General features: G+C 56.1%; 23 protein-coding genes and 3 tRNA genes. 12 read left to right on the top strand and 14 right to left on the bottom strand.

The annotated features are described in order from the left end of the window. Positions 1-22: 22 nt before the first annotated feature. Positions 23-1,603 carry an MDR family MFS transporter gene (locus tag GSR16_RS06720; protein WP_159875752.1) on the bottom strand — a complete coding sequence of 527 codons (1,581 nt, stop codon included), beginning with the start codon at positions 1,601-1,603 and terminating at the stop codon, positions 23-25. Beyond that, the gene (locus GSR16_RS06715) at positions 1,596-2,681 is read right to left on the bottom strand and encodes an HlyD family secretion protein (RefSeq protein WP_159875750.1); all 1,086 of its coding nucleotides are present in this window, start codon (positions 2,679-2,681) and stop codon (positions 1,596-1,598) included. Before GSR16_RS06715 ends, GSR16_RS06720 begins: the two co-directional genes overlap by 8 nt. A 95-nt stretch (positions 2,682-2,776) precedes the next feature. On the opposite strand from GSR16_RS06715, the gene GSR16_RS06710 reads away from it, so the two are divergent. After that, on the top strand, positions 2,777-3,487 hold the full coding sequence (locus GSR16_RS06710; protein WP_159875748.1) for a CerR family C-terminal domain-containing protein: 711 nt from the start codon (positions 2,777-2,779) through the stop codon (positions 3,485-3,487). An 81-nt stretch (positions 3,488-3,568) separates the two neighbouring features. Here the strand turns inward: GSR16_RS06710 and phaR are convergent, their stop codons facing one another. After that, a complete protein-coding gene (phaR, locus tag GSR16_RS06705) occupies positions 3,569-4,135 on the bottom strand; it encodes a polyhydroxyalkanoate synthesis repressor PhaR (protein ID WP_159875746.1) in 567 nt (188 codons plus the stop codon). 208 nt (positions 4,136-4,343) lie between these two features. Here phaR and GSR16_RS06700 point away from each other — a divergent pair, with 208 nt between their 5' ends. Together GSR16_RS06700 and GSR16_RS06695 are read left to right on the top strand one after the other, a co-directional pair. Continuing rightward, the gene (locus tag GSR16_RS06700) at positions 4,344-4,889 is read left to right on the top strand and encodes a phasin family protein (protein ID WP_089086160.1); all 546 of its coding nucleotides are present in this window, start codon (positions 4,344-4,346) and stop codon (positions 4,887-4,889) included. 121 nt (positions 4,890-5,010) lie between these two features. Continuing rightward, the gene (locus GSR16_RS06695; protein ID WP_159875744.1) at positions 5,011-6,138 is read left to right on the top strand and encodes a M14 family metallopeptidase; all 1,128 of its coding nucleotides are present in this window, start codon (positions 5,011-5,013) and stop codon (positions 6,136-6,138) included. A gap of 75 nt (positions 6,139-6,213) precedes the next feature. Here the strand turns inward: GSR16_RS06695 and GSR16_RS06690 are convergent, their stop codons facing one another. The 3 genes from GSR16_RS06690 to ygfZ form a co-directional block, all read right to left on the bottom strand. Continuing rightward, positions 6,214-7,893 carry a hypothetical protein gene (locus GSR16_RS06690; protein WP_240902618.1) on the bottom strand — a complete coding sequence of 560 codons (1,680 nt, stop codon included), beginning with the start codon at positions 7,891-7,893 and terminating at the stop codon, positions 6,214-6,216. A gap of 218 nt (positions 7,894-8,111) precedes the next feature. Further along, a complete protein-coding gene (locus GSR16_RS06685; protein ID WP_159875740.1) occupies positions 8,112-8,420 on the bottom strand; it encodes an H-NS histone family protein in 309 nt (102 codons plus the stop codon). Positions 8,421-8,526: 106 nt separating this feature from the next. Next, complete coding sequence (ygfZ, locus tag GSR16_RS06680) at positions 8,527-9,555, bottom strand: CAF17-like 4Fe-4S cluster assembly/insertion protein YgfZ (RefSeq protein ID WP_159875738.1); 1,029 nt, start codon at positions 9,553-9,555, stop codon at positions 8,527-8,529. A 228-nt stretch (positions 9,556-9,783) separates the two neighbouring features. Between ygfZ and GSR16_RS06675 the strand changes: the two genes are divergently transcribed. The 4 genes from GSR16_RS06675 to mscL all read left to right on the top strand — a co-directional run bounded on the left by GSR16_RS06675 (position 9,784) and on the right by mscL (position 10,730). Next, positions 9,784-9,859: transfer RNA gene (locus tag GSR16_RS06675), tRNA-Asn, on the top strand. A gap of 31 nt (positions 9,860-9,890) precedes the next feature. Beyond that, positions 9,891-9,966 (top strand) — tRNA-Asn (locus GSR16_RS06670). A gap of 24 nt (positions 9,967-9,990) precedes the next feature. Further along, positions 9,991-10,066, top strand: a tRNA-Asn gene (locus GSR16_RS06665). Between the two features lie 202 nt (positions 10,067-10,268). Then, positions 10,269-10,730 carry a large conductance mechanosensitive channel protein MscL gene (gene mscL / locus GSR16_RS06660; protein ID WP_159875736.1) on the top strand — a complete coding sequence of 154 codons (462 nt, stop codon included), beginning with the start codon at positions 10,269-10,271 and terminating at the stop codon, positions 10,728-10,730. 65 nt (positions 10,731-10,795) lie between these two features. Here the strand turns inward: mscL and GSR16_RS06655 are convergent, their stop codons facing one another. From GSR16_RS06655 to GSR16_RS06645, 3 genes are all read right to left on the bottom strand, one after another. After that, complete coding sequence (locus GSR16_RS06655; RefSeq protein ID WP_159875734.1) at positions 10,796-12,619, bottom strand: methyl-accepting chemotaxis protein; 1,824 nt, start codon at positions 12,617-12,619, stop codon at positions 10,796-10,798. Between the two features lie 177 nt (positions 12,620-12,796). Next, entirely contained in the window at positions 12,797-13,405 is a 609-nt protein-coding gene (locus GSR16_RS06650) for a methyltransferase domain-containing protein (RefSeq protein ID WP_159875732.1), read from the bottom strand. Between the two features lie 21 nt (positions 13,406-13,426). After that, complete coding sequence (locus tag GSR16_RS06645) at positions 13,427-13,816, bottom strand: DUF1289 domain-containing protein (protein ID WP_205677511.1); 390 nt, start codon at positions 13,814-13,816, stop codon at positions 13,427-13,429. A 99-nt stretch (positions 13,817-13,915) separates the two neighbouring features. On the opposite strand from GSR16_RS06645, the gene GSR16_RS06640 reads away from it, so the two are divergent. After that, positions 13,916-14,167, top strand: coding sequence for a hypothetical protein (locus GSR16_RS06640; protein WP_159875730.1), 252 nt, complete (start codon positions 13,916-13,918; stop codon positions 14,165-14,167). Between the two features lie 121 nt (positions 14,168-14,288). On the opposite strand, the gene GSR16_RS06635 is transcribed toward GSR16_RS06640, so the two are convergent. The 4 genes from GSR16_RS06635 to nosP form a co-directional block, all read right to left on the bottom strand. After that, positions 14,289-14,663 carry a DUF779 domain-containing protein gene (locus GSR16_RS06635; protein ID WP_159875728.1) on the bottom strand — a complete coding sequence of 125 codons (375 nt, stop codon included), beginning with the start codon at positions 14,661-14,663 and terminating at the stop codon, positions 14,289-14,291. A gap of 181 nt (positions 14,664-14,844) precedes the next feature. Further along, positions 14,845-16,365: an aldehyde dehydrogenase gene (adh, locus tag GSR16_RS06630; RefSeq protein ID WP_159875726.1), complete on the bottom strand. Its 1,521-nt coding sequence runs from the start codon at positions 16,363-16,365 to the stop codon at positions 14,845-14,847. 132 nt (positions 16,366-16,497) lie between these two features. After that, a complete protein-coding gene (locus GSR16_RS06625) occupies positions 16,498-19,095 on the bottom strand; it encodes a hybrid sensor histidine kinase/response regulator (protein WP_159875724.1) in 2,598 nt (865 codons plus the stop codon). A 14-nt stretch (positions 19,096-19,109) separates the two neighbouring features. After that, entirely contained in the window at positions 19,110-20,261 is a 1,152-nt protein-coding gene (nosP, locus tag GSR16_RS06620; protein WP_159875722.1) for a nitric oxide-sensing protein NosP, read from the bottom strand. 322 nt (positions 20,262-20,583) lie between these two features. Between nosP and GSR16_RS06615 the strand changes: the two genes are divergently transcribed. Further along, on the top strand, positions 20,584-21,234 hold the full coding sequence (locus GSR16_RS06615; protein ID WP_240902617.1) for a response regulator: 651 nt from the start codon (positions 20,584-20,586) through the stop codon (positions 21,232-21,234). A 341-nt stretch (positions 21,235-21,575) separates the two neighbouring features. Beyond that, positions 21,576-21,899 carry an HdeA/HdeB family chaperone gene (locus GSR16_RS06610; protein WP_159875718.1) on the top strand — a complete coding sequence of 108 codons (324 nt, stop codon included), beginning with the start codon at positions 21,576-21,578 and terminating at the stop codon, positions 21,897-21,899. Between the two features lie 239 nt (positions 21,900-22,138). Here the strand turns inward: GSR16_RS06610 and GSR16_RS06605 are convergent, their stop codons facing one another. Then, complete coding sequence (locus GSR16_RS06605) at positions 22,139-23,767, bottom strand: methyl-accepting chemotaxis protein (protein WP_159875716.1); 1,629 nt, start codon at positions 23,765-23,767, stop codon at positions 22,139-22,141. Positions 23,768-24,388: 621 nt separating this feature from the next. Here GSR16_RS06605 and GSR16_RS21025 point away from each other — a divergent pair. Beyond that, a complete protein-coding gene (locus GSR16_RS21025) occupies positions 24,389-24,559 on the top strand; it encodes a thioesterase, FlK family (protein WP_205677510.1) in 171 nt (56 codons plus the stop codon). 20 nt (positions 24,560-24,579) lie between these two features. Continuing rightward, positions 24,580-24,705, top strand: a complete 126-nt coding sequence (locus tag GSR16_RS21450) for a hypothetical protein (protein ID WP_420837515.1) — start codon at positions 24,580-24,582, stop codon at positions 24,703-24,705. The last annotated feature ends 274 nt before the right edge of the window (positions 24,706-24,979 follow it).

Genomic DNA, 24,979 nt, shown 5'->3' with positions numbered 1-24,979 from the left:
CAGGCTCTCTTGGAAAACAGGTTCAGTGCGCACCGGGCATGGCCTTTTGCTGGCTGGTCTTGATCAACAGAGCCAGCGGAATGCAGCACAGCATCACCAGGCACAAGGCCTGGAAAGTCTGGGCGTAGGTCATCACCATGGCCTGCTGCTGGATCTGCCCGGCCAGCTCGCCCAGCGCCTGCAGTCGGGCGTGGGCAGCATCGCCCACCTGAGCCAGATGGCTGGCAGCACTGCCGGCAATGCGCTCTTGTGTCAGCACCGCATTGGCCGACACCGCGCTATTGAGGGTTTCGCCGTTCAGCGCATTGCGCCGGTCGATGAAGCTGCCAATCACCGCCAGCCCCACCGAACCACCCAGATTGCGCGCCATGTTGTACAGGCCGGCGGCATCGCCGGATTCCTCGCGCGTCACCGCCGCCATCGAGGCCTGGTTGAGCGGCATCATCGCCAGCATCTGCCCCACCCCGCGCAGCAGCTGCGACAGGGTGAAGTCGTGGTCGGCGCTCTGCGCGGTAAGGTTGCCGTCCAAATAGCAGCTATAGCCAAACAACAGCAGGCCGGACACCACCAGCAGGCGGTAATCCACCTTGCCGCCCAGCAACAGCGGCAGCAGCGGCATCATGGCAATGGCCGGGATGCCGGACATCAGCAACACACCACCAGACTGCTGGGCGTTATAGCCGGCCACCACCCCCAGGAACTGCGGCAGCAGATAGGACACGCCATATAGCGCGGCACCAATGGCAAACACGATGATGATCACGCTGGCATAGCTCTTGTTGCGCATCAGGCTGAGCCGCACGATGGGCTTGGCCGCCAGCCGCTGCGACAGCGCCACCAGCAGCAGGCCCAGCAGCGAGCAAACAGTCAGAAAAATGATCAGGTCGGATTCGAACCAGCGTTCACGCTGCCCCTCTTCCAGCAAGGCAGTCAGCGTGCTCAGGCCCAGCGCCAGCCCGGCAATGCCCAGCCAGTCGGCATCACGAAAGGCCTGCAGGCGGGCGGACTCCGGCGGCAGGCCGGCCAGCAGCAGCAACACCAGCACCGCACACACCGGCACATTGAGAAAAAAGCACCAGTGCCAGCTGTAGTTTTCCGCCAGCCACCCCCCGACTACCGGCCCCATCAGCGGCCCCTGCAGCACGGTCATGCCAAACAGCGTCATGCCCTTGGGCAACTGGTGGCGTGGCAAGCGGGTGCGGATGATGGTCTGCGCGGTGGGAATCATCGCGCCACCGGTAAAACCCTGGCCGATACGCGCCAGAATCAGCATGGGCAGGCTGCTGGAAATGCCGCACAACATGGAAAACAGGGTAAACAGCAAGGCAATGCCCACCAGGAAATTGCGTAGGCCGAATACCCTGGTGAGCCAGGCGGCCAGTGGGATGATGACGATTTCGGCCATCAGGTAGCCGGTGGAAATCCAGGTGCCCTCGGTGCCGGTGGCCCCCACCGAGCCCTGCACTTGCGGCAGGGCCGAATTGGTGATGGAGATGTCCAGCACCGCCATCAGCGCGCCCAGCGCACCGGCGATGACAGCAATCCAGTCGGCCATGCTGGCATCGGCTTCGCGCATGGCCTGTGTCGGTCCGGCCTTAGCCATGACTGGCCTCGTGGCGGGTATCCACCTCGGCCGTCACTGACAGGCCCGGCAACAGCCGTGCGCGCAGGGCGGGGGGAATATCCAGCCGGATGCGCACCGGCACCCGCTGTACGATCTTGGTGAAATTGCCGGTGGCGTTTTCCGGCGGCAACAGGGCAAACTGCGCCCCGGTTCCCGGCGAAAAGCTTTCCACCACGCCATGCAGTTCGACATCCGGCAGCGCATCAACATGCAGGCTGGCGCGCTGCCCCACCTGCATGCGCTGCAACTGGGTTTCCTTGAAATTGGCCACCAGATACATCTGCTGTACCGGCACAATGCTCATCAGCCGTGTACCGGCCTGCAGCAACTGCCCTACCCTTACGCTCAGGTCGCCCACCCGGCCATCCTGCGGGCTGCGCAACACGGTATCGTCCACATCCAGATGGCTTTGCCGCTGCGCCGCTTCGGCGGCCTTGCGCTGTGCCTCCGCCTGGGCCAGTTGGGCCTGACTGGTGACCAGCCGGGTAGTGGCCGCCTTCAGTACCGCGCTGGCCGCATCCAGATTGGCCTGTGCCTGCGCCTGGTTATTGCGCAGCTCGGCCAGGCGTTCGTCACTGGCAGCTCCGGTAACACTCAGGGGGGCATAGCGCTTCACCTCCTCACTGGCATGTGCCAGCGTCAAGCGCGCCACGGTTTCCTGCGCGCGCGACTGGGCAATTTGCGCCTGTTGCTGGGCGATGTCGGCCCGCGCACGCTGCAAATCGGCCTCGCGTGCTTCCAGCTGTGCCCGGCTCTGTTCCAGCATGGCCTGGTATTGCCGGCCATCCAGCCGCACCAGCGGATCGCCGCGCCGCACCTGCTGATTGGCCGTTACCAGCACCTCACTGGCATAGCCGCCGATCTTGGGGGCAATCACCACGCTATCTGCCTTGAGATAGGCATCATCGGTCGTTTGCAGATAACGCCCGGTTTGCCACCAGTAGCCACCCCAGGCAACTGCCCCTGCGGCGACAGCTGCCAGGCCCAGCCAGGCCAGCCGGTAATTGCGCCGTACCGGCGGTGTGGAAGACGGTGCAGTGTGTTCAGCAACAGACATGGCCAATCCAATTTATAACAAATGGTATATTTTTCAGATTCGACAAAAATATGTCAATTGTTATATTTTTAAATTTTTGTAAGACAGGCCCGCCCATGCAGAGCAGCAAAAGTCCGCGCCATCCCAGCGCCGGGGGCTACGCCCGTGGCGAGGAAACACGCCGTCGCCTGATTGAGGTTGCCATCAGGCTGTTTGGGGAAAGAGGCTACGAAGGGGCATCGTCGCGGGAAATCGCGCGGGAAGCCGGTGTCAATGCACCGGCATTGCAGTACTACTTTGACAGCAAGGAAGGCTTGTACCAAGCCTGCGCCCTGCATCTGGCCGCAACAGCCGCCAATCATTTTGGCCCTGCCATTGCCGTGGCCGAAACCCTGCTGGACAAGAGCGATGCGACAGCAGCAGAGCTGATCGAGGCCTTTCTGGGCTTGCAGGACAGCATTGCCGATTTCCTGCTATGTGGCGAGGAAGCCCAGCAGCGCCGCCTGTTCATTGCCCAGGAACAAGCGGGCAACGGTGCCAGCGCACCAGTGCTGGACAGGCCGGAGCGACATCGCATGGGCCACACCTGCAGCGCCATCATTGCCCGCCTTACCGGCAGGCCACTTGACGACCCGCTGACCCGGCTGCGCCAGATGACGGCCAACGGCCAGCTGATGGTGTTTCACGTCGTGCCGCGCACCGCGCTGCAAGCCATGGGCTGGCAGCATCTGGAAGGCGACAACCTGGCCTTCCTGAAGCAGACCGTGCGCGCACAAACCCGGGTACTGATTGCCAGCTGGATGCAGCAAGCCGGTAGCCCGGCATGATATCGGCCGGCGTGCTGCCGGCCATGCGGTCACGCAGCCACAAAAAAACCCGCACGAATGCGGGTTTTAACAAAATGGCGATCAGGACTTGTCGCCATCGTCCTTGCCTGGTGGCACATAACCGGGGAAGGTGAAACCGCTGAACAGTTGCTTGGTCTGCTCCTGCATACGGTTCTGCATTTCCAGGAACATGCCGGTACTCTGCTCCATGTAGCTGGACATCACATTCTGGATGGCCGGCCCCTGCAGCTTCATGAACTCACCCCACATGGTGGAGTTGAACACCGCCTTGTCACCGTATATGGCACGGGTCTGCTCCTGCAATTTCTGCTGCATCTGACCAAACAGCTGCAGGTTCTTTTCCAGGAAGGGGCCCATCATGCCCTGCATGGCCTGACCATAGAAACGGATGAACTGGGTCAGCACCTCGTAACTGAACATGGGCATGCCGCCATTTTCCTCCTCCAGGATGATCTGCAGCAGCACGCTGCGAGTGATGTCATCCTGCGTCTTGGCGTCGACAACCTGGATATCCACGTTTTCGAGCACAAGCTGCTTTACGTCTCCCAAAGTGATGTAGGAACTGGTCGCCGTATCGTACAGGCGACGGTTCGGGTACTTCTTGATGACCCTTTTTTCAACACTCATGTAACACTCCCGGATTATTGTCGTTGGTGTTGTGCACCCGCAATTTATCATAAATACAACAAGCTAGAGCAAAACTTCTATGCCCTTTACGCGGCGCATGCTACATTCCATCTTCATTGTGCAGTGCAATATAAAAAAGATATAAAAGTCCAATCAACACAGAGCTTGTCGGTCATTTCCACGAAATCCAATGATGAGGGTTAAAAACATGTTCAATACCAACGATCAACTGAGCAAGATCTCCCTGTCCGGCTTTGAAGCTGCCCTGCGCGTAGCCCAGATCTCCCTGGACAGCGCCGAACGTCTGGTGAAGCTGAATCTGGAAGCTTCCAAGCAAACCCTGGAAGAAAACGTGAAGGTTGCCAAGGCTCTGGCCGGCGCTACCGATGCACAGGAAGCCCTGAACCAGTTCAACCAGTTGACCAGCCAGTCGGTTGACAAGGCAGTAGCCAACTCCCGCAACGTGTACGAAATCGTTTCCGCCGCTCAGACCGAACTGTCCAAGCTGGCTGAAGAAAATCTCGGCAGCTTCAACAAGAACCTGATCACTGCCCTGGAAGGCGCTGCCAAGAATGCTCCGGCAGGTTCCGACAATGCGCTGAACGCCGTCAAGACCTCGCTGGCTGCTGCTGCAGCAGCCGTCAACAGTTTCAGCAAGGCTGCCCAGCAAGTTGCCGAATTCACCGACAGCAGCATCAAGGCCGCCAGCAGCGCCACCGCTGATGCCGTGAAGACTGCCACCAAGCGCGCTTGATCCTTCGAGCAAGGCTGCATAACCCCGCCGCGGCGGGGTTTTTTGTTTTCCTGATGCGCGCGAGCGACTGCAGGTTTACAATTCCGTTTTTGAGTTCCCGCAAAGACCACAGGTTCAACGCATGAAAATCAGCAGCAACTTTGACGCAGGCAGTATCGACATCGTTTCCATGGAGAGTTTCGACGACATCCAGCTGCGGATTCCGCGTGACAATGCCTCTGACTTTGCCCAATGGTTTTACTTCCGCCTGCAGGGTGCGGCTTATCAGGCTTGTACGCTGCGCTTTCTGAATGCGGGTGAGTGCGCCTATCCGGAAGGCTGGACCAACTACCAGCTCATGGCCTCCTACGACCGCATCAACTGGTTCCGCGTACCTGCACAGTACGATGGCCAAGTGATGACCGTTGAGCACGTTCCGCTGGCCAATAGCGTGTACTACGCCTATTTCGAACCCTACTCGCACGAACAGCACCTGAACCTGCTGGGTCAGGCACAAGGGTCCGGCCTGTGCCAGATTCACGATCTGGGCTTTACCGTGCAGGGCCGTGACATCAACCTGCTGACCATCGGCCATGAAGTGGAATCCGACCTGAAAATCTGGGTGACTGCCCGTCAGCACCCGGGTGAAACCATGGCGGAATGGTTTGTCGAAGGCTTCCTCAACCGCTTGTTGGACCCACTGGATGCCACCTCCCGCGCCCTGCTGGACAAAGCCACTTTCTATGTGGTGCCGAACATGAACCCGGATGGCTCGGTACTGGGCAATCTGCGCACCAATGCCGCCGGTGCCAATCTGAATCGCGAATGGCTGGAGCCAAGCGCCGACAAGAGCCCGGAAGTACTGCTGGTGCGCAACAAGATGCAGGAAACCGGCGTCGACCTGTTCCTGGACATTCACGGTGACGAATCCCTGCCCTATGTCTTTGTCGCCGGCACCGAAGGCGTTCCTTCCTATACTGACGCCATCCGTCAGCTGGAAGACAAGTTCAAGCACTATCTGATGGTGTCCAACCCGGACTTCCAGGACGAAGTCGGCTACGACAAGGATGCACCTGGCAGTGCCAACCTGAGTCTGGCCACCAACTGGGTGGGTGAAAACTTCAAATGTCTGGCCTTCACCCTGGAAATGCCATTCAAGGACAATGCCAACCTGCCAGACGACGACTATGGCTGGAACGGCCAGCGCAGCCTGCGCATGGGGGAAGCCATACTGACCCCGATCTACGCCGTAATCAACGAATTGCGCTGAATCACGGTCCTGCCTGACGCAAAAAAGCCGGAGCACAGACTCCGGCTTTTTTATTCCTGCAGTTCTGCAAGACGCTTACATCACCAGCGGTAGCTTCTCCAGCGCCTTCACCAGCTCGATCTCGGCCAGGCACCAGTCACTCCCCTTTTCCAGCACCTTGCCTAGCGCAATCTGAAAATGCTTGCTGCGCGCTGTCATGTAGTACTGCTTGCCCAGCGTATATACAGAAATCGGCATGATCAGAGCGTTGATGCGTCGCCCCCCCCTGTCAAACGGTACAAACAGGGAGATATGCCCGGACAGCCAAACCATATCCGCCGGCAGGCTAGGATCAATCAGCTTGCTGTCCACCGGGCGAATGGACGCGGCTACCGGTCGGCTGGACAGCGTTTCCAGACCCAGGTAAATGCGCTCGCGCTGACTGGCCCGCTTAACCCGGCGAATAAGGCCCAGGCTCCAGTTGTTGCTATCCACGTCACGATAGCCTACCAGGCCTCCCAGATTGACCCACTCGTTCCCCAGCGAATCCAGGGTAACGCCCAAGCCGGTCTGGCTGACATTCTCCACCGACCAGCGCAAAAACTCGTCACGCGCATGCACGACAGGCTGCGGCATATCAGTGGAAAGGTTCAGCGGTGCCAGGGCCAGCGTGCTACGGTCACGCTTGCGGCTGGTGACAAAGCCATAAATGCGGATATTGGCAGCATCATCAAAGCTGTCGGTATCTGCCTGCCGCGTCTGCACCATGCTGGCCTCGTCCGGCTGGCGAATCAGCCGATGCAGGGCTGACAGGCGGTGCGCCACTTCGAGATTGCGGTTGGTCACGGCCATACGCTCGGCACGTTCAAAACGCACCGGCTTGGCAGCCCACTCACGACACAGCATGCGCAATAAGCCGGCATCGATACCCGGCTCTACCAGCGGCTTCAGCTCGGGCGGCAAGCGCCCGCCCTCCATGACCGTGGCCCAGCCATGAATGATTTCAACCATGTCGGCGGTGGACCAGAAACGGGCGGCGTCACTGACAAAACCAGCATGAGCACGTGCTGCCGGCATCGCTTCGGTCAAGGTAACGGCAAAACTGGCCTCTTCCGAAAACTGCGGCTGCAGTGACATGCGGTTGGAAACCAGGCAGAGAATCTGATAAGAGAAATTGAACTGACGCAGGCTCAGGTTGCCGCTGCTCAGCAGGGACAGCATCAACATGATCAGGTACTGGTCCTGCACCGTCGTCCCCGGGCTTTCCTCGCCAAACAGAAAAACCGGAGTAGAGTCGATGCGCATTTGCTCGGCAAAGCGGTAGAGCTGATTCACATTCAGCCAGAACACATCATCGGGACTGAAATGCCGCAGATACTGCCAGCGGGCAAATTCGCCAAAATAATGCATCATCCGTACCAGAACCAGCGGCAGCATGGCCCGTAGTCGTTCCTCCTGCTGCATACCGGTATCGACAGACAGTGCACGCTGGTAAAACTCGAGAAACTGTTTGCCAAAAGACAGGATTTGCGAACGCAGCTGACCTTCCAGCACCTTGGGCATGCGCGTGTTCATGAAATACTGCGAACACAGGTTTTCATGCAAGGGCTGTATTTCCAGATTCAGCGTCAGCACTGCGTCCAGCAGATCTGCCGTTACATGCGGGGAAAGAGCATTCACCTCCGCCAACATCTCGGTAATTCTCTCATGTGCAGCCGCACCATATTCCTGCTTTAGCGTATCGGCATAAGCCTTGGCGGCAGCTGCATTGGCCAAAGGGTCTGACTTGTTCTTTGAGCCTCGGGAGAAAAAGTCCAACATGTCGTAACTTTCAGTCGGTCATGGTGACAGGGAGCGTTGATGGAGCAGCGGGTGCAGCATTTATTCTTATCAGTATTTATACAAGCAGGCAAATCAGCAAGAAGAACTTGCGTACAAAAACAAAAAGCGCCCATGCAGGCGCTTTTTTCAGGCACTTGGCAGGCCATGTTACATCAGATGGCCAGATCTTCAAGCGTTTTGCCAGCGTTCAGCAGTTCCTGTACCCATACCGGTTTGCGACCACGGCCAGTCCAGGTCAGTTCGGTATTTTCCGGGTGACGATACTTGGCTTCCACCGGCTTGCGAACAGCACCGCCCACCTTGCCCAGCACCTCTTCCACGCTCAGGCCATAAGCCTTTGCCAGTTCGATGATCTGTTTTTTGGCCTTGGTTTTTTCTTCGGACTCACGACGCTTGATTTCGTTTTCAACGTCGCTTTTCAGTGCAACCAGCTCGGTAAAGCTCAGAGTGCTAATATCCATTTTTCCGCCCTTATTATTCAGTTAGACAACAACGATTTCAATTTAGCCAAAAGGAAGTCCATTCGTCAAGACAAAACAGTTAAAATTCCGTAAGCAAACCAATTGCTTATTCATCCTGAGTAACATAGGGCAAAGTCAGACACACCAGCTGATGAAGATATTCCGCTTCCAGGTAAATACCTTTTTCCCAACAAGCGGATTGCACAACCACCAGTGTTTCGTATTCGCCTTCAGCAACTGGACAAATGGCAGCAATCATTCCAATGGATTGTTCAGGTACTTCAGGACTGAATAGCTTGCTGCCCACCGCAGCGAAAGAAGACAGCCTGGCCTTGAATAAGCGTCGTTTCAACTTGCCAAGATATTGGGTGCGCGCCACAATTTCCTGCCCGGGATAGCAACCCTTTTTAAAGCTGACAGCACCAATCAATTCCATATTTGCCATCTGGGGAACAAACTGTTCCTGCGTTGCCTGTGCCACCCAGGCAATACCCGCATCTATATCACGGATATTCCACGCCATGGATGACACCGCAGTTGCCTCTTCAGCAAGCAGTGTCGGCAACAAAGCAGAGCCCTCATCAAGCTGAAGCAGATAACCACCTTCTGGCAAGGCGATGGCTGTTTCCGTGCCCCCCTGCAGCACAGTCAAGGCTACGGGTGCTTCAGCAGCAAAATACTGCTCAATCAGGGCCTGTACTTGCGCACCACGCACACCGGCAATACTGGTCTGTTCAGAATCCAGCACATTCACTTTCACTCTGGAACGCATGACAAACATGGCCAGACGCTTGGCAACCGCCTGACAGATATCCGACGCTACAATCAGGTAATAAGCCGACTGCTGCTTCCAGATAAGAAAACTGGCAAGCATGCGCCCCTTGGCCGTGGAATAGGTGCTGAACCGTGCCGCACCATCGGCAACATCCCGAATATCACCTGACAATTGGCCTTGCAGAAAAGTTTCGGCATCCTCGCCTTCTATCCGGATAATGCTGAAACTATCCAGCATTGCCAGTGCATTTCCATCACGCACAGCCGCAACTTGCCGGAAAACATCCGGAAACTCCAGCCGGTTTTCCGTACCGATATAGCCCTGATTTTTTTCTACCCACGCCTGCCATGTCTTGTTCATGTTGCAACACCTGTGATTAGCACACCAAATTAGTCAAGAATTTTACTTTTTCCCATCAATTTCTACCAGTACGATAACAATAGCTACTCCCATGCCGCCGCGATATTCTTTTCGCGTCATGCACTTAGTTACACCTCGATACCAAGGCAAAGAAAAAGCTGCCAAAATCACCGCCAAAGCGTTGACAGGCCTGATTCCCATCGGTATAGTTCGCACTCTCTTGGATGTTCCCTGATAGCTCAGTTGGTAGAGCGACGGACTGTTAATCCGCAGGTCGCAGGTTCGAGCCCTGCTCGGGGAGCCAAGACCCCACAATCTAAGCATTGCCCGGTTATTCCCTGATAGCTCAGCTGGTAGAGCGACGGACTGTTAATCCGCAGGTCGCAGGTTCGAGCCCTGCTCGGGGAGCCACTCTCGCAATGCATGCTGTTTTATTCCCTGATAGCTCAGTTGGTAGAGCGACGGACTGTTAATCCGCAGGTCGCAGGTTCGAGCCCTGCTCGGGGAGCCAAATACCTTCACAGAGAACCGCCTTCATGAGGCGGTTTTTTGTTTTATATCTGCCTCTTCTGCCTTCCGCCCACCTGGATTCTTTTTTCCTTTTGACAAGCTCTGCATTGATACCCAAGAATGCGCTGAGCAACATATCAGCATATTCATGCTAAACTAGAGTTTGGTTAACACTGTATTAAACAAAACTCAAAGGATCAGTCATGTCCATTCTGAAAGAATTCAAGGAATTTGCCGTCAAGGGCAATGTAATCGACCTAGCCGTTGGTGTGGTTATTGGCGGTGCCTTCGGCTCCATCGTCAAATCGCTGGTCGATGACGTAATCATGCCCCCTATTGGCCTGCTGGTAGGCAATGTCGACTTTGCCAACCTGTTTCTGGTCCTGAAGGAAGGCGTCAAGCAGGCTGGGCCTTACGCTTCAGTGGCAGCCGCCAAACAGGCTGGTGCAGTGACAATGAATATCGGCCTGTTCATCAATTCGCTGGTGAGCTTTACCATTGTTGCCTTTGCCATTTTCATGCTGGTGAAGGCCATCAACAGACTGAAGCGGGAAGCCCCGGCGGAAGCCGCTCCCACTCCGGCTACCAAGGAATGTCGTTACTGCCTGTCCAGCGTGCCGCTCAAGGCCAGCCGCTGTCCGTGCTGCACCTCGCAGCTGGACTGAATCCTCCTGCAGGCAGGAAAATGAAAAGAGGCCCAAAGGCCTCTTTTTTCATTCTGGCTTGCCATTCAGCGCTTGGTCTTGTTTTCCAGGCCAGCCGCCTCCAGCAGGCTGCTGGGATCAAAACCCAGCCGCAGCGCCCCCCAATGCCGGCCATCCACAAAGACCGGCAATGTCAGCTCGGAAAGAATCTCGCCGGTATCCCGCATATAGGTATGCAGCAGAAAAGGCTCGGTATTACGTGCTGATTTCAGCCCGGCCGGATCAGCAAACATGCGCTTGTCGCGACTGTTTACCAGATCTTTCTCTTCATCGCCGCTCAGGGGCTGGCTATACCAGCTATTGTGCGTTGGGGCGTAGCCATTGGTATCAACCAATAGACAAAAGCGTCCTCCGACTACATCACGCACCAGTGCGTCGTAATGCGGCTGCACCAGCCCGGCCAGCTTCTCGTCATAAGCAGTATGGTATTTGGTTGGTTTGCTGCCGGGAATCGCCTGATAGCGCTTATCAAAGATATCGGCACCACCTTGCAGCTGCTGTTGCAGCATGCCTTGCAGATGATCGCGCAGATGACGTGCCAGGCCGATCATACGGTCAAACTCGCCCTCTCCGATAATGAAGCGGGATACCATTTCCTGAACCTGCTCGGCCACACCAGACAGTTCGTCAGCCACCTGCTCGGTATGATTCAGGCGCTCGGTTACCTGCTGGCCAAGCCCGTGAATCTCGGAGACGTGGCGATTGACCTGCCGGTTGGTTTCGGCAAAGTCCTCCATGGTGCCGGCTATCTGGGTCAGACTGCTGGCGGTAGTTTCAAAATCGCCCATCATGCGGCCAAAATGCTGCGATGCACGGGAAACCACGTCTCTTGCCTGGTGGGTACCGGCAGTAATTTCGTTGGTTTCCACCTGGGTATCCGACACCAGGCCCAGCATGCCATCGATATTGCTGGAAATTTCGTCGGTAGCCTTTTTCACCTTTTCCGCCAGCTTGCGCACTTCATCTGCCACCACAGCAAAACCGCGTCCGGTTTCCCCGGCCCGGGCTGCCTCGATAGCCGCATTCAGTGCCAGCAGATTAGTCTGATCAGAAATATCCTTGATGAGATCGACAATCGTCTTGATGCTGGCCGAACGCTGGCTCAGATCTTCCACGGTCTGATTGAAATGACCCACTTTCTGGCTGATGTCGAAGATGCGATCTGCAACGGTTTTCAGCTCGTCATATGACTCGCGCGCGACATCCAGATTGGACAAGGTGGAAGAGGAAATGGACTGGGTCTGGCCGGTTACCTGGTTGATGCCGTTTGTTGTCTGGTCGCTGGCATCCCGTACCCGGGTGGCAAATTCGTCTTGTCGCACCGCGCTACCCAGCGATTCGCTGACATTCTTGCGGGTACGCGCCGAGTCCATGGCAATACGTACTGTCATCAGGCGCACATTGCTGATGATTTCCCGCATTTTCAACTGGAAGCGGTTATAGGAAACCGAAACATCACGGATTTCATCATGGGTGATGGTTGGAATATCACGCGACAAATCCCCCTCGCCCGCCCCGATTTCATTGAAGATGCCAATAATCATCTTCAATGGCCGTACGATCAGATAGCGCAAGTACCAGACCATGAAGCAAACAAATACAAAACCAGCCAACCACAAACTTGCAGACCAGAAAATGGCCCCGTCTATGCTGCTGCGAATGCTTTCCAGCGTTGTCGCGCTCATTCCCGAACCATTGAGCTGGCCACGAATATCCGTCAACACCAGATAGACATATACCAGCATGATGAGCTGGAACAGGCTCAAAAAAAAGAAACTGCACAATTTCCTGGTGAGTGTGTAGAAAATCGTCTTCTCAACCAGAGTATAAATGCGCCAGAACCACTCCATGCTCTCTCCTTACGACCTGCTGGTATTACTTGTTATATGTTTAAAGCGGGCGCTACATTTTTACCTGAAATTTGTGAAATGACTACTCAAATTTAGGATAAAACTGATTGCTATCAAGAACCATTACCATCATGATCATAGAAAACAAAAACTGTAAACAAAGAAACTGAAAGATCATCACTCCCCGCCACTCGCTTCCGCAGGTAGACGCTGCCAAACCATCCAGAACTCCTGACCAGCAAAGACGGGGATGGTGGAGTCAACTGTCCGACACTCCTGCAAGACAAAGTGTCCGGAAAAAAGCTGCTGCAGCGCCGGCAGGCTGGTACCAAACGGTGGTCCCTTCGGTTTCTCGGCCAGAAAAAACACCCCTGCCAGGTAACCACCGGGGCAAATCAACTGACTCATCTTCTGGGTATAGTCGTCCCAGCGGCCTGGCGGCAAGGCACAGAGAAAAGCACGTTCAAATATTGCGTCATAAGCTTGCCGGGCCGGCAGGGCAAAGAAATCTGCCTGCCATAAGCGGGCCGGGGTGTCTTGCAAGGCAAGCGTAGCGCGCTGGATGGCTTCAAGACTGAAGTCGATGGCATCCACTTGCATGCCCGCCTTTACCAACCAGGGCACGTCGCTGGCACTGCCGCAACCAGGCAGAAGAATCCTGCTAGCTGCAGGCAGCGTGGCAATGAAACGATGCATCTGCTCATCTGGGCTGGCACCTTCCCAGGGGGTCACCCCCTGCTGATAGCGCTGATCCCAGAATTCTGGCAGCGAGCTGTCTTGCGCCATACTTCAGTCCTCTCTTTAATGCTAATTTGCTAACGTAATATATTGGTGCAGTTGCGCTTCCACCCCATCCAGCCCTTGTTCCATGGCCAGCGGCAAGGCCCGGCCATCGGGCAAGCGCAGTTGCAGTTGTGCCTTATGCAGACGTAGCAGGATCGCCCGGCCCTCCAGCCGTACGACACCCCACTCAATGCCGTCCAAGTTTTGCAAGTCGAGCAAGGTACCCAAGCGCTCGGCAATATCCAGCAGTGGCTGGCGTAGCGGCAACCGTTGCCACACCTGTTCGCGCTCTGTGCCTTCCATGAAGCACCAGTTGGAAATCTCGGTAAAACTGCGGGCACAACCACGACAGACATTGTCACCTACCGCAGTCGTGCAACGTGCGATACATGGGGAGTCGGGACGCTCCAACACTATTGATTACTCCTGAATGAAACACTTCCGTCATATTTCTTGACGAATGCAATAAAAATGTCAGATAACTGAAAGACCGCTGCAACACGATAAAGCCCAATGCCTCGCAACGAATTATTGGTTTTCAGAATATTACGCATTCTGCGCGCCAAGCAGGTGCAATATCTGGATGAACGCCAGATCATGACAGCCATCCGGCGCGAAACGGGGGACGAGTTCAACGAGCCCACCATCCATGCGCACCTGCATTACATGCAGCAGCATGGTCTGCTCAAACCGGTCAACCTGAAGCAGCAGGGACGCGGCTATGGGCTGGACTGGGCCGGCTACGACTATCTGGATGCGTCCTGAAGCTGCGGCCCGGGAGCAGAATATCAAGTATACCGACCGACAACACTGGTCCTTGCCTGCACTGGCCTGAAAACACAAAACCCCGGCTTCCCGGGGTTTTTTCATGGCCTGGCCTTGCAGCTCAGGCTGTGGTTGCAGGTGGCTGCGCCAGCATGGCCAGTTCCTGTTCGGTAAACAGGCGCGACAGGGTTACAAAGCGCATGCCTTCACTCCCTTCCAACGAAAAGCTGCTGCTGCGCCCTGGCTGGGCATCGATGGTCAGTTGGCAGTTCTGCCAATAACCATACAAAAACGCGCTGATATAAAAAGGGCAGCCGCCGATTTCTCCCAGCAAAATGTCATGATCGCCAACACGGAATTCCTGCTGGGTAAAGCACAGTGGCGCGCTGCCGTCACAACACCCACCAGACTGGTGGAACAGCAAGGAACCATGACGCTGGCACAACACCGACAATAGTTCCGCAGCACGCTCAGTCATGTTGACGCGGGAAATCATGTCATTCCTTTGCGAGATACCGGCGGCGCCAAAGCGAGAGCGGCTCGCGCCACCCCCAAGGAGGACCGCTGCTTGCAAGCGGTCACGACCAGGCAGGCCGTGACCGTGTAATGGACTGCTGCCGGCCAGTCGACAGCGTGCGGATGAGCCCCACGCCGCCTGTAGCCGGATACACCGTGATTTAGAAGAAGCCCAGTGCCTTCGGGCTATAGCTTACCAGCAGGTTTTTGGTTTGCTGGTAGTGATCCAGCATCATTTTGTGCGTTTCACGACCGATACCGGATTTCTTGTAACCACCAAAGGCAGCATGTGCCGGGTAGAGGTGGTAGCAGTTGGTCCAGACACGGCCAGCCTTGATCTCGCGGCCCATGCGGTAGGCAGTATTGCCGTCACGGGTCCAGACACCGGCTCCCAGGCCAAAGGCGCTGTCGTTGGCAATGCGCAGGGCTTCTTCCTTGTCCTTGAACGTAGTCACGGCGACAACCGGTCCGAAGATTTCCTCCTGGAACACGCGCATCTTGTTATGACCGGCCAGAATGGTGGGTTCTACATAGAAGCCCTCGGCCAGAGCACCACCCAGATGCGCCTGACCACCACCGGTCAGTACCTGTGCGCCTTCGGCGCGGCCGATATCGATGTAGGACAGGATCTTGTCCAGCTGCTCGCGTGAGGCCTGGGCACCGATCATGGTTGCCATGTCCAGCGGGTTGCCCTGCTTGATGGACTTGACGCGGGCGACCGCACGCTCCATGAAGGCTTCGTAGATGGACTCCTGCACCAGCACGCGCGACGGGCAGGTACATACTTCACCCTGATTCAGGGCAAACATGGCAAAACCCTCCAGCGCCTTGTCAAAGAAGTCGTCGTCTTCGCGCATCACGTCTTCAAAGAAGATGTTGGGCGACTTGCCACCCAGCTCCAGCGTCACCGGAATGATGTTTTCGGCTGCGTATTGCATGATCAGGCGGCCAGTGCCGGTTTCACCGGTAAAGGCCACCTTGGCAATGCGCGGATTGGTGGCCAACGGCTTGCCGGCCTCCACGCCAAAACCGTTCACCACATTGAGCACGCCTTCCGGCAGCAGGTCGGCAATCACTTCCATCAGCACCAGAATGGCCATCGGGGTCTGCTCGGCCGGCTTGAGCACGATGCAGTTACCGGCAGCCAGCGCCGGAGCCAGCTTCCAGGCTGCCATCAGCAGGGGGAAGTTCCACGGGATGATCTGCCCCACCACGCCCAGCGGTTCGTGGAAATGGTAGGCCACGGTGTCTTCGTCCAGCTCGGACAGCGAGCCTTCCTGCGACCGCAGGCAGGAGGCGAAATAGCGGAAGTGATCCACGGCCAGCGGCAGGTCGGCGGCATTGGTTTCGCGGATGGGCTTGCCGTTGTCCAGGGTTTCCACCAGCGCGAGGAAAGGCAGGTACTCTTCCAGACGGTCAGCAATCTTCAGCAATACATTGGCACGCACAGCCGGTGCGGTGCGGCCCCAGCGGTCGGCGGCGGCATGAGCGGCATCCAGTGCCAGTTCGATATCGGCAGCGGTGGAGCGGGCAATGTCACACAGCGGCTTGCCATCGATCGGGCTGATGTTGGTGAAGTACTGGCCCTGTACCGGTGCCACCCAGCGGCCGCCGATGAAGTTGTCGTAACGGGATTTCAGCGGGAGTTTCTTGCTGAGTGCTGCGAGCGCTTGCTGATACATGACGTTGCCTCCTGGCTATTAGAATCGGAGCGCCGGCGTGTCTACCGGCTGCCATGTCATTGTGCGAAATCGCCCTGCATTCCTCTATTCGACTTTGGTCTTAGAAAAGTAGCAGCAAGCCTGTCAGCTTGATCAGCAGCCGGTAGGCTGTGCCAGTCGGCCCAGATGACCGATGAGCGCGCGCAACTTGGCCGGACGTACCGGCTTGGTCAGCATCGCCCAGTCGCCGGCAGCAATTTCAGCGGCGACTTCCGGCGTACGGTCCGCCGTGATGATGGCGGCCGGAATCCTTTGCTGCAGTTGCTGATACAGCGCGCGGATCACCTGCGGCCCACGCTCGTCATGGTCCAGATGGTAATCGGCCAGAATCACATCCGGCGGCCGGCTCAATTGCGCCAGCAAGGCCAGCGCCTGCTCAGCGCCACCAGCAGCCAGCGGCAGGCAACCCCAGCCGGATAGCAAGGTGCTCATACCGGCCAGAATGGCCGGCTCGTTATCGATCAGCAGTACTGACAGGCCTTGCAGCTCCGACGGACCGGATACCGCCACCCGCTCCTGCTGGCGTGGCATGGTCCTGACGGACTCGGCCTGACCATAGGGCAGCACAATACCAAAGAAAGAGCCACGGCCATAATGCGAACGCACCACCAGCCGGTGTTGCAAACGACCGGCCAGCCGCTTGACGATGGCCAGTCCCAGCCCCAGGCCCTTGCTGCACATGGCACTGTGCTCGGACAAGCGCTGGAACTCCTCGAACACCAGCGACAGCTTGCCTGCGGGAATGCCCTGTCCCTGGTCCCACACTCCAACCAGCACGCCTTCGGCAGTTCGCCGTGCGCCCAGCAGCACGCGGCCCTGCTCGCTATAGCGCAGTGCATTGCTGAGGAAGTTGCGCAGGATACGCCCCAGCAACACCCAGTCGGTATGCACCACCACCGGCAAGGGATGGCAACGCAGGCTTAATCCGCGCTCGGCCAGCAAGGGGCTAAACTCGATGCTGATCTGACGCAGTAGTTGGTCCAGATGAAAGTGGCTGTGCTCTACTTGCAGCGCACCTGCATCAATGCGGGAAAGCTCCAGCAGCGTATTGATCAAATCATCCACCGCCTCCAGTGAGCTGGCGGCATGCTGTGCCAGCCGCATGCCATCGCCAGCAGTTTCACGCTCGGCCAGGCTGGCGACAAACAGCCGCGCCGCATTCAGCGGCTGTAGCAGATCGTGGCTGGCGGCGGCAAAAAAGCGCGTCTTGCTGCGATTGGCCTCCTCTGCCGCCACAATGGCCTCACGCAATTGGGTATTGGCCTGGCGCAGTTCGACGGTACGTGCCGTCACACTCAACTCCAGCTCTTCTTTGGCCTGCTGCAGCACCTGCTCGGCACGGCGGGTCTGGGTGATGTCCTGGATCAGCGCATAAAAACCATGCACAGCACCATCTTCGCCAATATGGGGAATGAACGCCGCTTGGGCGTATTCCACCGAACGCTTGGGGGCTGGCATCTTGAGTTCGAAGACCGAGGAAATGCCGGCCAGCGCCTGCTCGACAAAATGGCGGCGCGGGTCATACAAGGCGGGTCCCAGCACATCGCGCAGGGTATGGCCGTTGATTTCGTGCACCGGTTTGCCAAACCAGTCTTCATACCCCTTGTTGGTGAAACGGTAGACCTGGTCTTTGTCGACATAGGAAATCAGCGCCGGCAGCGCATCGGTAATCAGCCTTAGCTTGGATTCGCTCTCGCGCAGCGCGCGTTCGTCGTGCTTGCGGGCAGTGACATCACTACAGGTAATCACGAAACCGGCGTTGGGCATGGGACAGGATTCGATCTCCAGCACCAGGCCGTGGCCGGTTTCCACTTCGTAACTGCCGTGAACCGGACATAGCAGCGGGATTTCCGCCTCCAGCGGCAGCGCCTGGCCGAGGCGCAGGGTTGAGGGCGGCAGGCCGGCCAGTTCGCAGAAGCGGTGGTTCCAGGCCAACAAGCGCGAGTGCTGGTCGAACACGGCAATACCCTGGCGCAGGCTGTTGACCGTGGCTTCCAGCAACTGCCGGTGCGCCGCCTGGTCTTGCTGGCGCAACAACTGCTCCTGGCGCTTGATTTCGGTAATGTCGGTGTAAATGGCCACCCGGCCACCATCTGCGGTGGCACGTTCGCTGATGCGCAGGCAGCGTCCGTCGCTCAGCGGCTCCAGATAGCTGCCACTACTGTCACGGTGCAGGCTGCTGCGCTGGGCACGCCAGTGATCTGCCTGCCCCAGCGCTTCCAGCGCACTACCGGAATCAGCCAGATGATCCAGATATTCAGAAAAATACATGCCGGTGTGCACATGTCGTCGCAATGCTGGCTGCAAATCAACAAAGCGCTGGTTGAAGCGCACCAGCCGGTCGTGCTGGTCCCACTGGGCAAAACCGTCTGCAATGGTATCCACCGCCACGCCCAGCCGGTTATTGGCCTGCTCGGCCACCAGCCGGGCTTCCTCTAGCGCGATATTGCTGGTTTTCAGGTCGTTGATGGCACGCTCCAGCGCGTGGGTACGCTCCTGGATGCGTTTTTCCAGCTCAGCCGAAACCTGGAAAATGGTAAAGGAATTGCCATTGTCCGCCATGCCACTTTCCACACGGTAGATCAACGCATTGTTGATCTTGCGCAGCTTGGCATTGTCCTTTTCCAGCAGGGCAATGTACTGCAGCAGCGCAGGCTTGTCGGCAAGATTGATGTCAGCAGCCGAATCCATGCTTACCCCCGGAATTATCCTGCACGATCAGCGGCATAACCGATGGCAATGCCGGTGAAGGTCTGGTTCACATGCATGGCATTGAATTGCTCGCCATAGGTATTGAAGCCAACAACCCGGTTCTGTACCAGCAGGTGGGACAGCCGGCTTTGCGCATCGGTATTGCTGATCATGATGCGACGCAGTACACAGTCACAACCCAGCACCACCTGCAAGGGGCCAAGCTGGCTGCGCACGCGGGCAAAGGTCTGATCCAGGCTGGCCACCAGATCCTGCGCCTGCGTACCAGACAGCACCACGCCCTCGTCCACGCTACAGAAAAAGGACAACGACAGGTCGGAATTCACGCGCTGGATGGAGCGCACATACGGCACGCCGCCTACTTGCAACACCAGCGGGTGGGCGGCAAAGGTATTGGCGTCCAGCTGGTCCGGGTCCAGCCCCAGCGTGCGGCAATATTCCACCGCGGCCGGCTCGGCATTGATTTCCGTTACCAGCCGGCTGTCGACATCCGCTTCGGTAATCACCATGCGCTCGCCGCTGCGGGCGGCATGTTCGGACTTGAACATTTCAAAGGGATGGCGGCTGGCCACCATGACAAAGGCAGCCGCCTGATTATGAAACCGGCCATCCAGCAATACGGCGGTGTTTTCGAAACGCATATTGTCACCGGCAGACCCCCCCAGCAGCGGGATATTCCCCAGTGCAGATGACAAGCGGCTGGCTACCCGCTCCTCGCAGGCTGCCAGGCCGTCTATCAGCATCAGCGCAAAGCTGTTACGGTCGATGGCTTTGCCGCTGTTGCGCGCCAGCTCGTGCCTGGCCGTCATCACCGCTTCAAATGCGTCGGCCAGCTCGAAAGCGTGCAGATTATCCAGCCGGGAAGCCACGGCAAAAAAATCCGGCTCGGCAAAGCTAACGCCGCTGATGCTGCCTTGCTGATAACCATGGCAGCCGATTTCACCGGCCGTGGTACATCCCACCACCAGCGCAGTGCCAAAATGCTGCTGCAAAGCAGGTGCCAGCCGGGTCAGATCATAAGCCGGGGAAATGAACAGCAGCACCAGTGACAGTGCTGGCTGATACAGCTGAGCAAACAGCTCAGCCGCCGCCGGCAGCGGATCCTGCTGCTGGGTGCTGCCCAGTAATACCTGGGGCTTCTCCATCTTGTCTCCACCTTGCTGCCCGGTGCTGCAGGGGCAGCCATTCTTGTGAGTTGGCCGGTTTTATTGATTGATATGCACCGGCTCGTACTTTTGTTGCATGGCAAAATCCGGTCGGCCCTGTCAGGCTTGCCCGAACCCGTTCATTGCATTCTAGCGCTGCATCTGCAGCAGCGGCCAACGCCATCAACAAGATGATGATGTGCAAGCATGCTTTTGGTGCAGCATGTCGGGCTCATGCTGCCAGCATCAGCGGTTTCAGGCTATAGTCTTGAACGCTGTCAACGCCGGGCAGCCACTTTTGCGAGGCCGATTCAAGATGGATATGAGTGTATTGATTGCCGATGATCATCCGCTGTTCCGCGAGGCACTGAAGGACGTGGTACTGGAAGCGTTCGGACGAGATATCCGTCTGATTGAATGCACATCACTGGAAGAAGTACAGGCCGCCATCAATGACGACTCTCTGGAACTGGCATTGCTGGACCTCAACATGCCCGGCATGCATGGCCTCAGCGGCATTGCCCTACTACGGCAAGCCGCACCGGTAGTACCGCTGGTGGTGGTTTCCGCCGACGAACGCAACGAAGTGGTAACAGCGGCGCTGCAACTGGGTGTATGCGGCTTCATACCCAAATCCACCCCGCGCAAGCAAATGGCCGATGCGGTACGCCGTATTGCCGAAGATGGAGAAATCTACCAACCTGCGCAACTTGCCGGTCACGACACCAACAGCCTCACACCGCTGCCGCTGTCCCCCGAACAACTGGCCATGCGCAGCCGTATTGCCAGCCTTACCCGACAAGAACGCTGCGTACTGGAAGCCATTGTGGCAGGCAAGCCCAACAAGATTGTCGCCCACGAGTTGAACATTGCCGAAAGCACCGTCAAGGCACATGTCTCGGCCATCCTGCGCAAACTGGAAGTCAATAGTCGAACCCAGGCAGTCATCAAGGCTGGGCCATTACTGGGCTAAAAATAAGCCCTTGCCATCCATTCGCCATCATTTCGCTGACATAACCCATGGTCGGTTGCCCAAGTATGGCAAGCAGCACAAAACCATCACGCCCTGCAAAGCCTTCCCTCTCTCTGCTTTTATCTTACCAATATCAAAAACAGCGGCATGAAATTCAACTAACAGAATTTTCAATTCAGTAGAAAGAAAATAATTTTTACTATCCAGAAAATTACATAAGCACATAAGGGAATAAGACAGAGATTACATATTGACTGATCAAATATAAAACTTGAGGATATAACCACCTGACGCAAAAAATGCATCAGTCAGGTCATATTGCAAACTCAAGGAGCCTACACATGTCTGCAAAACTGCACATTCTCATTCTGACTGCCCTGTTAAGCAGCTCTGGCCTGGCCATTGCCTCCAATGACTCCAGCAAGAGCAGCACTTCGCCTGCCAAATCACCAGCCAAATACTCAATCAGCTGCAATGACTATCTGGTGCTGAAGGAAACCGACAAACCGGTCATTATCGGTTACGAAATCAGCAAACACAAAAATGGCAAAGTATCCGCAGCGGAAATCATTGCAGACGTTGAGAAAATCGGACCGGAGCTTGATGCCTACTGCAAGGTAAACAAAGATAAAACCATGTGGCAAAAAATCAAGAGTGTATTCTGATCTTATCCTGAATAGCAGGATCAATTTTGATATTCTGCCTAATTTACTGCCTCGGCACTTAAATCAATCGGTATAAAACATCATCCTGAAGTGTATTGGCCTGACACTGGTCTTTGGTTTTCTGATTGTTGTACCAGTAAACATATACCCAGGATGACTCCTCGCAGGAAAACCGGAAGCTACAAGCCCCCCCTGCTTGCAGCTTCCGGTTTAGCCAGGGCAGCAGCCTAGCATGGCAATTACACCTTATATTGCGCTACAGCCTTGCTCATGCGCTCCACATTGATTTGCAGCTGGCTGGAATCTGACTCGGTGGCGCGTGCAATCTGGAGATTCTGATCTGTCAGCGCAGCCACGGATTCCAGGCTTTGTTCCATCAGATCCATCCCTGCTTTCTGCTCATCTGCCGAATGGCTTATTTCACCCACCATACCCACTGCCCTGCTCATTTGCAGACTGATTTCATCTAGCACCCCATGCGCCTGGTGCACCAGATTCACACTGGTATTCACCTGAGCTGCACTTTGTCGCATGCTGCCAACAGCACCGCTGGTATCCGCCTGAATACGAGCAATCATCTTGTCGATTTCCAGCGTGGCCTTGGCGGTACGCTCAGCCAACTTGCGTACTTCATCAGCCACTACTGCAAAGCCGCGGCCGGTTTCGCCTGCCCGGGCTGCTTCGATGGCAGCATTAAGCGCCAGCAGATTGGTCTGCTCGGCAATGTCCTTGATGACATTAGCCACCTTGCCGATATCCTCGGTTCGCACGCCTAGCTGCTCCACCGTCTCTGCCGAGCCAATCACTGACACCGCCAGAGCACGGATGGTTTCAGTTGCATGCTCGGATAAACGGGAAGCCTCTTCCGCCTTGCTGCCAACATCCCGGGTGACCGATTCGGTATCGTGGGCATGACGTGCAATCAGGCCGATGGAGGCCGCCAGCTGCTCTATGGTTGCAGCTGATTCACTGGTTTTATCCGTCTGCAGGGACGCGGCAGAAACCATTTCAGCCACGCTGCGGTTCAGACGGCCAGAAGTATCCTGCACATTACGCGCAGCATTCTGCATGACCTGCAGTGTTGCCGCGACTGCTGCAGTCTGGTTGTCCAGCTCTGTAGCAATATGGCTGATGATATCGTTGCGCGTAGGCTGCAACGAAGCCTGCAGATTGCCGGTACTGAGCAGGTCATTGAGGAAATGGTGAATGCGGTTTAGTCGACCCATTGTCCTTGGCATCGTGACAAACAACTGCCACAAACCAAACAGCAAGGCCAAGGCAGCCACCCAGTAAAACTGGGAGGTAATATCACTGAAACGGGTAGACAGCAAACCCAGCACCAGGCTGGCCAATAACAAGAACAGCGTAAAATAGAGCTGGAAACCAAAGCCTTTGGCCATCATTCGCCAGGCAGCCTGGTTGCGGACAACCCGACCATTCTCGATACGGATTGAACGGTCCCCTTGCCGGATGCGCCGATACAATTGCTCGACAGCGACTACCTCATCGCGCCCCGGCGGTGTTCGCACCGACTGGTAAGCAACAATTCTTCCCTGCTCGCGAACTGGCGATGCATTGGCCCTCACCCAGTAGTAGCCTCCATCCTTGCGCCGGTTTTTGACCAGCCCGCGCCATGGACGACCCTGCTTCAGATTGCGCCACATATCGGCAAAAGCCTCCTCCGGCATGTCCGGATGGCGAATCAGGTTATGTGGCTGCCCCAGCATTTCCGCTTGTTCAAACCCGCTTATTTCTGCAAATGCCTGGTTTGCCTCGGTAATATTTCCTTGTGTGTCGGTTCTCGAGTAAATAAAAACACCATCTGGAACAATGGTTTCCTGCTGGCTGACTGGCTGATTGTTGCGCATGTTTTTATAGATGAATGGTTTGATGTTGAGATTTGTTTTGCAGACCCGTATCCAAGCACAATGCAAGCGGCATCATAGCCAGTAATATTTACATAACCATGATGATTACATTGTTTTTCATCTGCGCGCAATCAATAGGAAATGTTTAAACTATTCCAGCAAAAATTATTGATCAAACAGAAAACCAAGAAGCAACCAGCCAACTTAATTCGGACACACCAAGCGCCTACATCCAGCTACCAGTAGCAACACCGACCAGTCACCTCCCCCCGACATAACAATCATGCCAAAATCATAAAAATTTACCAAAAGGTCAAATACAGTTCATCACCAGACCCGGAATTTATCCTTCAAGCCCTACACAACAGTCGTCGTCCATCGCTTCTGCTCAGCAATATTGCACAACTGAAAATTACATTAGTGCCAAGGTATTATTTACGGCATCAATTCAAAGGAGAAACCCTGCCTGGGTGAGCTACTGCGTTATGGCAGCGATTGCCACGTTTGCTGCAATAGCCGGGCTTGAAGAGGAAATCGGCTACGCCATTGCATAGCAGCTCACTAGTTGAGCCACGACATACCGTGTCCGGAGTCAATGCCTGCTGGCCTGGCTTTCAGGATATGCCGCCAGCACTGGCAACCGTAATGATATTGGCATTAATGAAACAAACCTGCATCCAGGGCCTGCACCCCTTTCCGGCCCCGGATCAACATACGGTGGGCGTTCATATTGATATCTGCCATGTGATCGGTACGCCGGTCGGCATGAAGGTGGCGGGAAAGTTGAGCTGATCGAAACCGATGGCAGGACCTTGCTATTCAAAGTCACCTGCCATGACGAGACGGGCCTGATTGGTGAAGCCTTGCATCGGCGCGCATTCATCAACATTGCGCGCCTCATGCAGCCGCTGCAGAAGCAAAGCCCCACTCGGCAATAGCCCCACAGCGATAGGTTTCAAGCGGTAGTTGGAAATGCTTGAGCATGAACCGATGTCTGCACAACCGATAAAAAACGAACTCGCAATAGAAAGTCCCAGGTATTTTCCTGCTGCCAGATGGCTTCCGCGCTCACCGAGGAGGGGTTATTTACAACAATTAACATGATGTTTGTTTGATATAGATCAATAGACATCCTGCGCGAGATGTGTTTTCCCCTGTCCGGCTTAGGCTTTCAGTAAGCGCTTCGTCTTAGAACAATTACGGGAGCTGGAC

The sequence above is a fragment of the Aquitalea denitrificans genome, from assembly GCF_009856625.1.
Taxonomy (GTDB): domain Bacteria; phylum Pseudomonadota; class Gammaproteobacteria; order Burkholderiales; family Chromobacteriaceae; genus Aquitalea; species Aquitalea denitrificans.
Note: the sequence above shows the minus strand (reverse complement) of the source record. Positions and strands in the feature narration are given on the sequence as shown.

Bases quoted from the DNA above. Each gene is read 5' to 3' on its own strand.
- GSR16_RS06720 (WP_159875752.1), bottom strand. From the start codon at position 1,603: ATGGCTAAGGCCGGACCGACACAGGCCATGCGCGAAGCCGATGCCAGC.
- GSR16_RS06715 (WP_159875750.1), bottom strand. From the start codon at position 2,681: ATGTCTGTTGCTGAACACACTGCACCGTCTTCCACACCGCCGGTACGG.
- GSR16_RS06710 (WP_159875748.1), top strand. From the start codon at position 2,777: ATGCAGAGCAGCAAAAGTCCGCGCCATCCCAGCGCCGGGGGCTACGCC.
- phaR (WP_159875746.1), bottom strand. From the start codon at position 4,135: ATGAGTGTTGAAAAAAGGGTCATCAAGAAGTACCCGAACCGTCGCCTG.
- GSR16_RS06700 (WP_089086160.1), top strand. From the start codon at position 4,344: ATGTTCAATACCAACGATCAACTGAGCAAGATCTCCCTGTCCGGCTTT.
- GSR16_RS06695 (WP_159875744.1), top strand. From the start codon at position 5,011: ATGAAAATCAGCAGCAACTTTGACGCAGGCAGTATCGACATCGTTTCC.
- GSR16_RS06685 (WP_159875740.1), bottom strand. From the start codon at position 8,420: ATGGATATTAGCACTCTGAGCTTTACCGAGCTGGTTGCACTGAAAAGC.
- ygfZ (WP_159875738.1), bottom strand. From the start codon at position 9,555: ATGAACAAGACATGGCAGGCGTGGGTAGAAAAAAATCAGGGCTATATC.
- mscL (WP_159875736.1), top strand. From the start codon at position 10,269: ATGTCCATTCTGAAAGAATTCAAGGAATTTGCCGTCAAGGGCAATGTA.
- GSR16_RS06655 (WP_159875734.1), bottom strand. From the start codon at position 12,619: ATGGAGTGGTTCTGGCGCATTTATACTCTGGTTGAGAAGACGATTTTC.
- GSR16_RS06650 (WP_159875732.1), bottom strand. From the start codon at position 13,405: ATGGCGCAAGACAGCTCGCTGCCAGAATTCTGGGATCAGCGCTATCAG.
- GSR16_RS06640 (WP_159875730.1), top strand. From the start codon at position 13,916: ATGCCTCGCAACGAATTATTGGTTTTCAGAATATTACGCATTCTGCGC.
- GSR16_RS06635 (WP_159875728.1), bottom strand. From the start codon at position 14,663: ATGATTTCCCGCGTCAACATGACTGAGCGTGCTGCGGAACTATTGTCG.
- adh (WP_159875726.1), bottom strand. From the start codon at position 16,365: ATGTATCAGCAAGCGCTCGCAGCACTCAGCAAGAAACTCCCGCTGAAA.
- GSR16_RS06625 (WP_159875724.1), bottom strand. From the start codon at position 19,095: ATGGATTCGGCTGCTGACATCAATCTTGCCGACAAGCCTGCGCTGCTG.
- nosP (WP_159875722.1), bottom strand. From the start codon at position 20,261: ATGGAGAAGCCCCAGGTATTACTGGGCAGCACCCAGCAGCAGGATCCG.
- GSR16_RS06615 (WP_240902617.1), top strand. From the start codon at position 20,584: ATGAGTGTATTGATTGCCGATGATCATCCGCTGTTCCGCGAGGCACTG.
- GSR16_RS06610 (WP_159875718.1), top strand. From the start codon at position 21,576: ATGTCTGCAAAACTGCACATTCTCATTCTGACTGCCCTGTTAAGCAGC.
- GSR16_RS06605 (WP_159875716.1), bottom strand. From the start codon at position 23,767: ATGCGCAACAATCAGCCAGTCAGCCAGCAGGAAACCATTGTTCCAGAT.
- GSR16_RS21025 (WP_205677510.1), top strand. From the start codon at position 24,389: ATGCCGCCAGCACTGGCAACCGTAATGATATTGGCATTAATGAAACAA.